General features: G+C 67.6%; 13 protein-coding genes. 5 read left to right on the forward strand and 8 right to left on the reverse strand.

What is annotated here, in order from left to right; all coding sequences use genetic code 11:
• Positions 1-5: 5 nt before the first annotated feature.
• On the forward strand, positions 6-434 hold the full coding sequence (locus tag ASF32_RS02575; RefSeq protein ID WP_056423123.1) for a cupin domain-containing protein: 429 nt from the start codon (positions 6-8) through the stop codon (positions 432-434).
• Between the two features lie 35 nt (positions 435-469).
• Here the strand turns inward: ASF32_RS02575 and ASF32_RS02580 are convergent, their stop codons facing one another.
• The 3 genes from ASF32_RS02580 to ASF32_RS02590 form a co-directional block, all read right to left on the reverse strand.
• Positions 470-1,774 carry an HlyC/CorC family transporter gene (locus tag ASF32_RS02580; protein WP_056423389.1) on the reverse strand — a complete coding sequence of 435 codons (1,305 nt, stop codon included), beginning with the start codon at positions 1,772-1,774 and terminating at the stop codon, positions 470-472.
• Between the two features lie 180 nt (positions 1,775-1,954).
• Positions 1,955-3,073 (reverse strand): 3-dehydroquinate synthase, encoded by a 1,119-nt coding sequence (gene aroB, locus ASF32_RS02585; protein WP_056423126.1) that lies wholly within the window; start codon positions 3,071-3,073, stop codon positions 1,955-1,957.
• Complete coding sequence (locus ASF32_RS02590) at positions 3,070-3,687, reverse strand: shikimate kinase (RefSeq protein ID WP_056423131.1); 618 nt, start codon at positions 3,685-3,687, stop codon at positions 3,070-3,072. The genes aroB and ASF32_RS02590 overlap by 4 nt, the downstream gene beginning before the upstream one ends.
• Positions 3,688-4,012: 325 nt before the next feature.
• Between ASF32_RS02590 and ASF32_RS02595 the strand changes: the two genes are divergently transcribed.
• Both ASF32_RS02595 and ASF32_RS02600 read left to right on the forward strand, forming a co-directional pair.
• Positions 4,013-4,165 (forward strand): hypothetical protein, encoded by a 153-nt coding sequence (locus tag ASF32_RS02595; RefSeq protein WP_056423134.1) that lies wholly within the window; start codon positions 4,013-4,015, stop codon positions 4,163-4,165.
• The gene (locus ASF32_RS02600; RefSeq protein WP_056423137.1) at positions 4,162-5,139 is read left to right on the forward strand and encodes a site-specific tyrosine recombinase XerD; all 978 of its coding nucleotides are present in this window, start codon (positions 4,162-4,164) and stop codon (positions 5,137-5,139) included. The genes ASF32_RS02595 and ASF32_RS02600 overlap by 4 nt, the downstream gene beginning before the upstream one ends.
• 29 nt (positions 5,140-5,168) lie before the next feature.
• On the opposite strand, the gene ASF32_RS02605 is transcribed toward ASF32_RS02600, so the two are convergent.
• The 3 genes from ASF32_RS02605 to ASF32_RS02615 form a co-directional block, all read right to left on the reverse strand.
• Positions 5,169-5,987: a helix-turn-helix transcriptional regulator gene (locus tag ASF32_RS02605; RefSeq protein WP_244483584.1), complete on the reverse strand. Its 819-nt coding sequence runs from the start codon at positions 5,985-5,987 to the stop codon at positions 5,169-5,171.
• A 584-nt stretch (positions 5,988-6,571) separates the two neighbouring features.
• Positions 6,572-7,756, reverse strand: coding sequence for an AI-2E family transporter (locus ASF32_RS02610; RefSeq protein WP_056423144.1), 1,185 nt, complete (start codon positions 7,754-7,756; stop codon positions 6,572-6,574).
• Positions 7,757-7,892: 136 nt separating this feature from the next.
• Positions 7,893-8,384: a molybdenum cofactor biosynthesis protein MoaE gene (locus tag ASF32_RS02615; RefSeq protein ID WP_082470594.1), complete on the reverse strand. Its 492-nt coding sequence runs from the start codon at positions 8,382-8,384 to the stop codon at positions 7,893-7,895.
• Positions 8,385-8,610: 226 nt separating this feature from the next.
• On the opposite strand from ASF32_RS02615, the gene ASF32_RS02620 reads away from it, so the two are divergent.
• Together ASF32_RS02620 and ASF32_RS02625 are read left to right on the forward strand one after the other, a co-directional pair.
• Positions 8,611-9,630, forward strand: coding sequence for a gamma carbonic anhydrase family protein (locus ASF32_RS02620; RefSeq protein ID WP_056423147.1), 1,020 nt, complete (start codon positions 8,611-8,613; stop codon positions 9,628-9,630).
• Between the two features lie 124 nt (positions 9,631-9,754).
• Positions 9,755-10,627 (forward strand): DUF3108 domain-containing protein, encoded by an 873-nt coding sequence (locus tag ASF32_RS02625; protein WP_056423150.1) that lies wholly within the window; start codon positions 9,755-9,757, stop codon positions 10,625-10,627.
• Positions 10,628-10,637: 10 nt separating this feature from the next.
• Here ASF32_RS02625 and ASF32_RS02630 read toward each other — a convergent pair whose 3' ends face one another.
• Positions 10,638-11,195: a pyridoxamine 5'-phosphate oxidase family protein gene (locus ASF32_RS02630; protein WP_056423155.1), complete on the reverse strand. Its 558-nt coding sequence runs from the start codon at positions 11,193-11,195 to the stop codon at positions 10,638-10,640.
• 102 nt (positions 11,196-11,297) lie between these two features.
• On the reverse strand, positions 11,298-11,912 hold the full coding sequence (locus tag ASF32_RS02635; protein ID WP_056423157.1) for a TetR-like C-terminal domain-containing protein: 615 nt from the start codon (positions 11,910-11,912) through the stop codon (positions 11,298-11,300).
• Positions 11,913-12,051: the final 139 nt, after the last annotated feature.

Here is a 12,051-nt window from a genome sequence, read left to right on the forward strand (position 1 = left end):
CCGACATGAAAGCCGCCGAGGTGATCGCCAAGCTGGGGCTCCAGCCCCACCCGGAGGGCGGCCATTATCGCGAAACGTTTCGCGATCCGACGGAGGTCGATGGCCGTTCGGTGGGCAGCGCGATCTACTACCTGCTCGATCTCGGCGAGACCTCGGAATGGCACCGGGTCGATGCCAGCGAGATCTGGTTCTGGCATGCCGGCGCGCCAATGGTGATCACCACGAGCCCGAACGGTCACGATGCCTCCGCTACCTATCTCGGTCCCGATCTCGCCCACGGCCAGCAGCCGCAGATCGTCGTGCCGGCGGGGCATTGGCAGACCGCCACAAGCCTCGGATCGTGGACATTGGTGAGCTGCACCGTCTCCCCGGCCTTCCGGTTTGACGGGTTCGAGATGGCGCCTGCGGGCTGGCGGCCGGTGCCGCGCGGCTGAGGGAGGCGCGTTTCTCCGTTCGCCTTGCCGGAGGCCTAGCCCTCGATCTCGTCCTTCTTCGCGATTAGCGGCACGAGCGGGGTGATCCGCAGGGCGGTGATGCGGTTTTTCGCCTTGCGCAGGACCTGAAACCGGAAGCCGTGGAAGTTGAAGGCGGTGCCGGTGTCGGGGATCGCCCGCGCCTCGTGGATGACGAGGCCGGCGATGGTCGTCGCCTCCTCATCGGGCAAATTCCAGTCCATGGCGCGGTTGAGATCGCGAATGGCGACGGAGCCATCCGCATTCACCGAGCCGTCGCCCTGGGGGCGCACCCCGGAAACCGCGACGTCATGCTCGTCGGCGATGTCGCCGACGATTTCCTCCAGGATGTCTTCCAGCGTGACGAGACCCATCACCTCGCCGTACTCGTCGACGACGAGGGCGAAATGGGTCTTCTTGGTGAGGAAGGCCTTGAGCTGGTCGCGCAGGCTCGTCGTGTCGGGCACGAACCAGGTCTCGAGGGCCAGGGTCTCGACCTTCAGACCGGAAGCGTCGCCCCCGGCGGCGTCGAGGGCGCGCAGCAAATCCTTGGCGTGAAGCACGCCGATGATGTTCTCGGAGGTGCCGCGCCAGAGCGGCATGCGCGTATAGGGCGAGGACAGAACCTCGCGGACGATCTCCTCCGAAGGAAGGTCCGCATTGATGGTGCGCATCTTTGTGCGGTGCACCATGACCTCGGACACGGATAACTCGTGCAGGTCGAGCAGGCCGCCGAGCATGTCGCGCTCGGCTTTGGCGACACCGCCCTCGCGGTGGAGCAGGGCGACCTGCCCGCGAATTTCCTCGGTGGGCGAGAGGATCGACTGATGCTGCCCGATACTGACGCCGAAGGGGCGCAGCATCAGCCGCACGACCTTCTCGATGGCGATAGCGGCGGGGCCGAGGAGCGCTACCGCGAAGGCGACGGGCCGCGCCATCACCAGGGCGGCTTGGTCCGGCTTGTTGATGGCGAGGGTCTTCGGCAGCACCTCGGCGAAAACGATGACCAGGACCGACATCACCCCGGTGGCGTAGAGCACCCCGCTCTTGCCGAAGATCGTGGTCAGCACGCTGGTGGTGAAGGCGGAAGCGCCGATGGCGACGATGTTGTAGCCGATCAGCATGGCGCCGATGAACCGCTCGCGCGAGGCGAGGATGCGGTTGACGAGGCGTGCCCGCAGGTCGCCGTTGTTCTCCAGGGAGAGCATCCGTGCCCGCGAGGCCGCGGTGAAGGCGGTCTCAGCCCCCGCGAAGAAGGCCGAGAGCAGCAGCGACATCACCACGATGCTCGCGGCGAGCCAGAGATCGGTATGCGTGTCCATCAGGCGGTCGTCGCACCAAGCCATGCCGCACCGACACTGTGCCGGTTCCGGAAAGCCCCCTCATATACCAACCCAGGAGCGAATCGATGCCGCAGGCGTCGGGATCGGAGGGGATGCGGTTCATGGAGCGCATCATCCCCAGTTGAAGCTCCAGGCCTCCAGTACAGGGAGGCGATCCGGTCACGCCCCGCGTAGTTCGTCCGTCAGGAAGGCCTTTACCTCTGCGCGGTCGATGCCCGGTGCGATGAAGCTCTGGCCGATCCCCCGTGCGAGGATGAAGGTCAGCGCGCCGTCCCGGACCTTCTTGTCCTGGGCCATGGCGTCGAGGATGGCGTCGACGCCCCCGCATCCGCCGGGGACGGCCTGAAGCCGGGTAGGCAGGCCTGCCAGGGCCAGATGGTTGGCCACGCGACCGGCATCCTGGCCGGGGCAGAGGCCGAGGCGGGCCGAGAAGCGGAAGGCCAGCGCCAGACCGATGGCGACGCCCTCGCCGTGGACGAGGCGGGCGGATTCGTAGCCGGTGAGCCGTTCCAGGGCATGGCCGAAAGTATGCCCGAGGTTGAGCAGCGCGCGCTCGCCGTCCTCGCGCTCGTCGCGCACCACGACGCCGGCTTTTGCCCGGCAGCAGATCGCCACCGCCTTGTCGCGCTCCGGGCCGCCGGAGAAGATGCCGGCCCAGTGGCCCTCGCACCAATCGAAGAAACCGGAATCGGCGATGAGGCCGTATTTCGCCACCTCGGCGTAGCCGGCGCGCATCTCGCGTTCGGACAGGGTGTCGAGCGTGGCGGTATCGGCCAGGACCAGACGCGGTTGGTGGAAGGCGCCGATCAGGTTCTTGCCCAGCGGCGAGTTGATGCCGGTCTTGCCGCCGACCGAGGAATCGACCTGGGAGAGCAGGGTCGTGGGTGCCTGGACGAAGCGGACGCCGCGCCGGAGCGTCGCCGCCGCGAAGCCCGCGAGATCGCCGACCACGCCGCCGCCGAGCGCCACCACGAGGTCGTTGCGCTCGATCCGGTGAGCGAGGAGCCCGTCGCACACCTGTGCGTAGACCGCATAGCTCTTCGAGGCCTCGCCCGGCGCCACGGTGACGAGGCCGGAGCGCAGGCCCGCCGCCTCCAGGCTATCGCGCAGGCGTTCGCCATAGAGTGCCGACACAGTCTCGTCGGTGACGATGGCGGCGGCCCGCGCGCCGAGGGCGGCCACGCGTGCACCCGCCTCGGCGAGGAGGCCCCGCCCGATATGGATGTCGTAGTCGCGGCCCTGGTCGAGGGGGACGTGGACCGTCTGTCCGTCACTCACTGCGCGGCGACGCCTTGGTTCGAGGGGCCGTTGAGATAGGCATCGAGGGCTTCCATCACGTCCTCCACCACGCGATCATGCGACACGTCGCGCGAGGGGATCATCACGTCGGCACTGCCATAGACGGGATGCCGGATCTCCATCAACTGCCGCATCGTCTCCTCGGGGTCGTCGGTTTGGAGCAGGGGCCGGTTGCCGCGCTTGCGGACGCGGCGCATCAGCACGTCGAGTTCCGCCTTCAGCCACACCGAGACGCCGCCCTGAGCGATGCGGGCGCGTGTCGCCTCGCGCATGAAGGCGCCCCCGCCGGTGGCCAGCACCAGCGGCCCCTCGCGGATGAGCCGGGCGATCACACGCTCCTCGCCCTCGCGGAAGCTCGGCTCGCCGTAGATGGCGAAGATGTCGGGGATCGTGAGCTTGGCCGCCGCCTCGATCTCGTTGTCGGCATCCTTGAACATCAGCCCGAGTCGCGTCGCCAGACGCCGCCCCACCGTGCTCTTGCCGGCACCCATGAGACCGACGAGCACGATCGAGCGCGCGCCGAGAGCGCGGCGGAGCCTGACTTCAATGGGATCGGGAGCGATGTCGCCCTCCGATGGCTCGATCTCGGTCATCGTTGAAATCTTGATATACCTGTTCTCGCGATCCTAGCGCGTTTCACCGTCCGGGCGAAGCGAGGCCGTAAGTCACGACGCGATTCTTGAACGCGTCTTCATAGGGCCTGCCTCCAAAGCCGCGAAGCCTCCCGATCCGGTGAGGCCGATCGCCGCTCGTCGACCGGGATTCTCTTGCGGTGCACCCTGTGGCTCCGAAGTGCTTGCCATTGTGGGCCCGGCATGGTGCAACCCCTTGGCTTGGCTGTGCAATGACTTGCCTGCCGATCTCGCGGACCGAATCCGTCCATTTCCGCAGAGTTCCCTCCGACCGAGGTTCGTCCGAGTGCCGACCCTGTTTCGTTTCCTCGCCACGCTCGCCATCCTCGGCGGATTGGTCTTCGCGGGCATGTTCGCGCTCGCGACCTTCGTTCAGCCCACGCCCCGGGAAATGAGCGTCAGCATTCCCGCCGCGAAGCTACAGCCGCCGAACCGGTGACGGGCTCGCCCGGGGACGAGGCGGGGACCGACGGCCCCGCTCTCATCGTCGCGTATCTCGACATGCTCGCGGCCGAGCGGGGTGCCGCCGCCAATACGCTCGCCGCCTATCGCCGCGACCTCGACCACTACCTCGCGGCTCTGACCGCTTCGGGACGTGACCCGCTCGTGACCGATGCGGGCGAGGTCCGCGCCTATCTGGCGGATCTCGAAACCCAAGGGTTGAAGGCCTCCTCCGCCGCACGCCGGCTGTCCTGCATTCGCGGCTTCCACAAGTTCCTCTACGCGGAGGGGTTCGCCGAGGCCGATCCGAGCGCGCCCGTGGGAGGTCCACGCAGGGGGCGCACCCTGCCCAAGGTGCTGTCGGTGGCCGAGGTGGACGACCTGCTGCGCACCGCCCGCGAGCGAGCCGTGGCGTCGGAGACCGGAGACGCTCCGGGCGAGCGGCGGCGCGCAGTACGGATGCTGTGCCTGCTCGAAACCCTCTACGCCACCGGCCTGCGCGTATCCGAACTCATCGCCCTGCCACGCTCGGCCGCCACCACGAAACAGCGCTACCTCGTGGTGAAGGGCAAGGGCGGACGTGAGCGGCTGGTCCCGCTCACCGATCTCGCGCGGGGCGCCATGCGCGAGCACCTGGATCATCTCAGCGGAGAGGGTCCCTTCCTGTTTCCGGCCGACAGCGAGAGCGGCCACCTGACCCGGCAGGCTTTCGCCCGCGACCTCAAGGTGGCGGCGGCGGCGGCGGGGATCCGTGAGGACCGGGTGAGCCCGCACGTGTTGCGCCACGCCTTCGCCAGCCACCTCCTGCAGAACGGGGCCGACTTGCGGATCGTGCAGGAGCTTCTGGGACATGCCGACATCTCGACGACGCAGATCTACACGCATGTCCTCGATGAGCGGCTGAAAAGCATGGTCCGCGATCTCCACCCCCTCATGGACGAACCGGCTGAACCCGACACCGCTCCCATCTGAACGGGCCACCGCGCCGTTCCGGCCGTATTTTATCCGGCGATCTGCCTCCCCTTGCTGACCGCGATCGTCGCCCCACCCATGAGCGAGAACACGATACCTGCGTTGCGCAGGGCACCGACCACCTGATTGCGGTTGGCGACCGAGACGGAGGCGATGCAGCCTTCGAGCCGCCGGATCGTCGAGAGCGACACTCCCGAGGCTCCGCTCAGATCCGCCATCGACCAGTCGAGCAGCGCGCGTGCCGCGCGGATGTGCCCGGCTTCGAGGCTCTGCTCGAGGCCGAGCAGAAGGCGGCCGGTGGGCCTGATCCGCAATTGGATCGGACCGATGAAGTGGGTCCAGCTTTCGATCTGCCCCGCATCGTTCAGCAGGGGAGCCACTAACAGGCGGTATCTCACGGTGTCGCCGTTCGCCAGCCTGAGGTCCGGCAGCAGATATGAGGCGTGATTGGACGCGTACATCCCCCCGATACGCGCCGACCATGGCGCGCCCTCGCCCCTTAGGAACGGCCGCGCGGGGTCCTGCAGGAGCTCGCTCTCGGGAAGGCCGACGAGGTCGAGCCACTTCTCCGAGAATTTTGTGAAAGGAAACGTGTGCGTGGTCGAGGTGAAGGCCCGGACGGAATCGAAGATCGCCTGGTCTCTCTGCCGCTGCGCTGCCTCGGCGCGGGCCAGCATGGCAGGAACGCTGATATCGGCGAGGATGCCATGCGCGCTCAAGGGCCGGCCATTGGGCGTGGTCGTTACCTCCACGCGGCTCATGACGGTACAGATTCCGGAATCCGGTCGGACGATGCGGAAGATCGAGGGCGGTACCGTGTCCGATTGCCTGACGAAGTCGGGTTCCATGGTCCGCGGGCAATCGTCCGGATGAATGAGCCGGAACAGAAGCGTGTAGTCGGGCCTGATGAGGCCATCGGGAAGCCCTAGGATCGGATAGAGTCCGGGCGACCAGACATGAGTGTTGCCGACGAAATCCCAGTGCCAATGACCGACGATGCCAAAATGTTTGATCTGGCTTGGAACGTCATACGAAAGGCTTCTCGGTACCCCACCATACATTGTGAAACCGCGATCTCACGACAATCGTCAGAGCCATGGCCAAGCCAAGGGGAACGACGACCTGAAGCAACGGATACCTATCTTTTGATAAGATCGCAATATTTCTCGCAGAAATACCCTCATCGCAACGTGAGATTGTAGGACGATCGTCGGCCTTATTGGTCGGTATGTCTAAGCCACCCTTGGGGAGACGCCTCGATCTCGATCCCGGATCTCCGACGCCGCTTCACGATTACTGGAACAAGGGCGATCATTTGGATGACGGTGGCCATTTAACAGGGCAATGCAAATGCGTCGGGCGGACCGTCGATCCATCCGCTCCGCGTCGTCGTCTCGGGTGTTGTCGTCAGGCCTGGCCGACAGCGTCGCGCTTAGACGCTCGCGTCCTCGTCGAGCGTGTCCTCGATATAGACCTGTTCCAGTACGACCTTGATCACCGCCATCAGCGGCAGCGCGAGGGCGATGCCCCAAAGGCCGAACAGCACGCCGAGCACGAGCTGGCCTGCGAAGATGGTGGCCGGCGGGATGTCCAGCGCCTGCTTCTGGATGAAGGGCGTCAGCCCGTAGCTCTCCAGGCATTGCACCACGAGGTAGACACCGAAGGCGCCGAGCGCCGCGTTGGTACCGGAGGCGAGGCCCGCCAGCACGATGACGACGCCGGCGATCAGCGGGCCGATGGTGGGGATGAAGGCGAGGAGCCCCGCTTGCAGGCCGAGGATGAGGGCGCCACCGATGCCGAGGAAGCTCAGGCCGGCCCAGATGCAGACGAAGATCACCGCCATGGTGATGAGCTGGCCGAACAGCCAGTGCCGGAGGGTCTCGCCCATCCCGTCGAGGAGGGCGGTGGCGCGGGGACGGTAACGGGGCGGCACGAACCGCACCGCGCCGTCGCGGTAGCTGGCGGGATCGGCCGCGCAGGCGAGGCCGAGGAACACGATCACCAGGACGTTGCCCAGCGCATTGAACAGGCCGGTGATGACGGTGGCCGCCGGTCCGAGCATGCTGCCGGCATCGGAGAGAAGGGAGCCGGGGCTTTTGATCGCACCCGAGGCGAGGCCGCCGAGGCCCCCGGCCTTCTTGTCCTTGTCGGTCTCGGTGTCTTTGGTTTTGTCAGTGTCCTTGGCTTTGTCGGCGTCCTGATCGCCCGGCGTTTCGCTCGGTACCGAGAAGGCCGGCAGGTCGATCCCGTATTCCTTCAGGCGATCACGGACAGACCCCGCCTGTTTCGTGACGGTCTGGCCGAGCTCCCGTCCCTGCTGCACCACCGTCGCGCCGCCGAAGGCGAGGAAGCCGAGGGTGAGCCCGCCGAGGATCAGGCTGACGATGGTGAGCCGGAGCCCGCGACCGAGCCCGATGGCCTGGCCGAGCAGGCGCGTCAGCCCATCGAGGAAGACCCCGAGCAGGATTCCGGCGAAGATCAGGAGCAGGGTCGAGGCGGCGGTCCAGGCGAGGATCAGCAGGGCGATGAACGCCACCACGGCGATTCCCGAGGCCGTCGGCGACCAGCTGGCGGGGTGCGGACCCGGCTCGTCCTTGATCGGCGTACTCTGCTGCATCTGCCCGTCCCCTCGCGCAGTCTACCGAAGCGCGGTGCGAACGGGCGCGCGAAACCCGTTACAGACAAGGGGCGCAAGGCATGAGGCCCACTCTCCTCTGTGGACGGACCGGAGGCGAATCGCCGCCGGTCTGCCCTCACGCCCAGCGTGACGCGGCCTCATCGTCGGCGCCCGTGGCCTCGACCCAGCCCCCGATGGTGCCGTCGGCCAGATGCTCACGCTTCCAGAACGGAGCCTTCGTCTTGAGATAGTCCATGAGGAAGCTCGCCGCCTCGAAAGCGGCGACGCGGTGGCTTGCCGCCGTCACCACGAGAACGATGCCATCGCCCGGCGCGACGAGGCCGTGCCGGTGGATCACCCGCACCGCCTGGAGCGGCCAGCGGTCCTGCGCCGCCTCCACCACCCGGCCGATCTCCGCCTCGGCCATGCCGGGATAATGTTCGAGTTCGAGCCCGGTCAGGCGCCCGCCCTCGTCGCGGCACAGGCCGGTAAAGGTGACGATCGCCCCGGTCCTGCCGCGAAGCGTCCCGCTCAGCGCGGCCATCTCCGCGGCCACGTCGAAGGGCGCACTCTGGATGCTGATCGCGGGTGCGGGCCGATTTCCCGCCGTCATCTCGCCTGCCGACATCCATCGATTCCTTGACGCATCGGCGCGAAAGCCCTCGCGACCGGGTTTGATCCCCCTTAAGGGATGCGCGACATTGCAAAGTCCGCGCGGTGGTTCCACGCTGTTGCGCGTCGTTCCGGCAACACCATTCCGGCGCCCGGCCTTTACCACTCGACCGGCATGGGTGCCATGCCCAGTCGGTCCCATACCCGGTCCACGCCACCGGCTTCGAAGGAATTCCCCTCGCGTGACGCCTGAGTTGATCCTGCCCCATGACGGCGTCCTGCCGGTCTTCTCGGCCCGTCCGGTCTGGTGCGGGCGCGGAAGCACGGTCATCGGCGCCGCCACGATCGGTGCCCAGGCCTGGCTCGGCGACGACAGTGTGATCCGTGCCGACGGCGAGGCGGTGACCGTCGGCGAGCGTTTCTGGCTCGGCCATCGCTCGACGCTCCATATCGCCACCGATTCGCATCCCACCCTCGTCGGTGACCGGGTGACGGTGGGCCGCAACGCCGTGGTCCATGCCTGCACGGTCGGGTCCGACGTGGTGATCGAAGACGATGTCATCGTCCTCGACGGGGCCACGGTGGAGGACGGGGTGCTGATCGAGGCCGGGGCCACCGTCTTTCCGCGCTCGCACCTCGCCGCCGGCTTCGCCTATGCCGGCAGCCCGGCGAAACCCCAGCGCCCCATCACCGCGGCCGAGATCGCCGAGCGGGCCGAGCGCGTGCGCGAGGCCACGGGAGATACCCCGTCGCCCGTCGCCGGTGACGAGATCGACGTCGATCCCAGCGTCTACGTCGCCAGCACGGCGCGCCTGCGCGGCCGCATCGCCCTCGGCGCGGGATCGAGCGTGCTGTTCTCCTGCGACCTGCATGCGGAGGTCGGCCCCATCCTCATCGGCGCCGACACCAATATCCAGGACAACACCGTCATCCGTGCACGGGCCGAAGGCGTCGTCATCGGCCGCGACACTACGATCGCGCATAACGTGCGGATGGCCGATTGCCGCATTGGTGCGCGCAGCCTCATCGGCATCGGCTGCGTGCTGGCCCCCGGCACCGTGGTGGCCGACGACGTGCTGCTCGCCGGCGGCTCCACCACCGATCCGGGCCAGCTCCTCGAGACCGGCTATCTCTGGGGCGGCCGGCCCGCCCGCATCCTCGGCCCCCTCGACGCGGACAAGCGCGCGATGATGACCCGCATCGTCGCCGGCTATTGCGAGCATGGGCGGGTGTATCGCCAGATAGAGGCGGGGGGGAACTGACCGGATGCCGGAAGTGCGTCTACCGTCCGGTTCTCGAATGCGACGATCACCCGGTAGGTGCCGGTCCGCACCAGCGTCAGGGGCGGCATCTCTTAAGGCATGATGGCATGCAGGAGGGCAGCGCATGGTCGCCTCGTCCAAGGATGCTCACGAGACGTGCTTCATCGCGTTGATCGGCGCGGTGCTTCTGGCCCTCGCCGCACCGGTCGCGGCTTCGGCCGAACCGGCACCCCAGCGCTTTTCCGTCACCTATCGCCTGCTCTTCCTCAACCTTCCGGTTGGTGAGGCGGATCTCTCCGTCGATCAGACCGGTGGGCGCTACGTCTACGATCTGAAGGCGGGCCTGCGCGGACTGGCCGGCGTCTTCTTCGAAGGATCGGGGACGGCATCCGCGTCGGGGGAGCGGTCGCGGAGCGGAGCGCTCACCGGCACGTTCCGGTCCGACAGCCTGTACGGTCGTAAGCCGGTTCAGGTCTCCATGACCCTGTCGAACGGCCGCGCGCACGACGAGAGCGTGGAGCCGCCTCCGACGCCGATGCCCGACAGGATTCCCGTAGCGCCGCAGGACAAGGTCGGCGTCGTCGATCCCCTGACCATGCTGGCGATTCCGCTGGGCCGGGCATCCCTCGACCCCACCCTCTGCGAGCGGCGCATCCCGGTCTTCAACGGGGTGACCCGGGCGGATATTGTCCTTTCCCGCGGGGTGCTGGTGACCGTCCAGGAGGGACCCTATCGCGGACCGGCACTCGATTGCCGGGCGCGCTGGGTGCCGATCTCGGGCCACCGCCCCAATGGCAGCAGCGTGCGACGCATGGCCGAGAACGACGACATCCGCGTACGGCTCGCGCCCGTTCCCGGCGGGGCGATGCTGTTGCCGCTGACGATCTCCCTGCCCACCGGCTGGGGCAATGCGGGGATCGAGGCGACGCAATGGGGGCCGAAACCCGAGCCCACGGGACGGACGTCGGTGAAGGTCCATTTGCCCAACGCACGGTAGGGCGTCCGCCCTATTCCTCCGCGAACAATCCCGTGGGCAGCCCGTCCATACTGCGCGCGTTCTTCTGGCGGCGATAGGCGTCGAGTTCGGCCTCCGTCTTGGCCTGGGCCCAGCGGTCGAGGGTGGGACGCTCCTCACGGTAATCGAACACGGGCACGCCGTAGCCGCAGGAGGTCTGCACGAGATCGATCGTGAGGCGCACCATCTGGCGCGCTCCGGGCGGCTCCTGCCCGTCGTACACTTCCGCCAGCAGGCCGGCATAGGCCTCGCCGCCCCGCGCCAGCACCTCCCCGCGCCCGTAGAGCCGCAGGATCGTCGGGGCGCCCTCGAAGGCGCAGAACATCACCGTCAGCCGTCCGTCCGCACGCAGATGAGCGGCGGTCTCGTTGCCGCTTCCGGTGCGGTCGAGATAGACCACGGTGTTAGGGTCGATGACCCGGAACGTATCGGTGCCGCGCGGTGACAGGTTGATCCGCGTGCCCTCCGCCGCCGAGGCGGTGAAGACGATATGCTGCCGGGCGATGAAATCGCGATGGCGCTCGTCGAGGGCCGCAAACTGCTTGGCCATGGGGCTTTCGGACGACAGGGGCGGGCTTTGAAACCTACAGCATCGTGCCGGATCTCGCATCCACGGCGATGCTGACGAACGCTTCCGAGAAGGAATGGCGGATCAGCGCAGGAACCGCCCGACCAGCAGCCGCGCCAGGTCGCGCGGCGGCTCGGGGGTGAGGACGGCAAGCTTGTTGGAGGTGGACAGGGAGGCGAGCCCGTGAAGGCCGGCCCAGAGGGTCGCCACCGCCTGCCGTCTCTCGCTCGCATCCGGGATCAGAGGTTCGAGCACCCCGTCGACGAGGTCGGTCGCCTGGGCGAGGGCGGCGGCGTACCAGTCGGGAAAGGTCGAGTCCGGTGCCAGGGAATGTTCGAAGACGAGGCTCCAGACCTGAGGGTCCGAGGCCACGAAGGCGAGATAGGCATCGGCGAGGGCAAGGGCGTTGTCGCGCGGACCGGCGTCGGGACGGATCGCGCCGGTGAGGGCCGCGTGCAGGCGCTCCAGGGTCCGGGCGTTGACCCGCATCACCACAGCATCGAGATCGCCGACACCATTGTAGATCGAGTTCGGAGCGTAGCCGATCACCGAGGCGAGCCGGCGCATGCCGAGGCCGCGCAGGCCCTCCCTGCGGACCAGCCCCTCTGCCGCCTTGGTCACCAGAGCCTCGAATTCCTCGCGGTTATGCTCGCCTCGTGGGCCGGTGCCCCGCCGTGCCGGTTTCGTTGCCTTCGCCACGCCATCCCCGCCATCGCGTGCCGCCCGGCACCTCGCCGACGCATAGATTGCACGCCGTACAAAATCAACGTTGCCGCCTTTGCGAACGGCAGTTATTTTGCACAACGTTCAAAAATCGCGGCCGTGCCGGATTTGACGG

The sequence above is a fragment of the Methylobacterium sp. Leaf91 genome, assembly GCF_001422815.1.
GTDB lineage: Bacteria > Pseudomonadota > Alphaproteobacteria > Rhizobiales > Beijerinckiaceae > Methylobacterium.

What these genes read in the sequence shown, in the direction of transcription:
- ASF32_RS02575 (WP_056423123.1), top strand. Translation starts at nt 6, where the DNA reads ATGAAAGCCGCCGAGGTGATCGCCAAGCTGGGGCTCCAGCCCCACCCG.
- ASF32_RS02580 (WP_056423389.1), bottom strand. Translation starts at nt 1,774, where the DNA reads ATGGACACGCATACCGATCTCTGGCTCGCCGCGAGCATCGTGGTGATG.
- ASF32_RS02590 (WP_056423131.1), bottom strand. Translation starts at nt 3,687, where the DNA reads ATGACCGAGATCGAGCCATCGGAGGGCGACATCGCTCCCGATCCCATT.
- ASF32_RS02605 (WP_244483584.1), bottom strand. Translation starts at nt 5,987, where the DNA reads ATGGAACCCGACTTCGTCAGGCAATCGGACACGGTACCGCCCTCGATC.
- ASF32_RS02610 (WP_056423144.1), bottom strand. Translation starts at nt 7,756, where the DNA reads ATGCAGCAGAGTACGCCGATCAAGGACGAGCCGGGTCCGCACCCCGCC.
- ASF32_RS02615 (WP_082470594.1), bottom strand. Translation starts at nt 8,384, where the DNA reads ATGTCGGCAGGCGAGATGACGGCGGGAAATCGGCCCGCACCCGCGATC.
- ASF32_RS02625 (WP_056423150.1), top strand. Translation starts at nt 9,755, where the DNA reads ATGGTCGCCTCGTCCAAGGATGCTCACGAGACGTGCTTCATCGCGTTG.
- ASF32_RS02630 (WP_056423155.1), bottom strand. Translation starts at nt 11,195, where the DNA reads ATGGCCAAGCAGTTTGCGGCCCTCGACGAGCGCCATCGCGATTTCATC.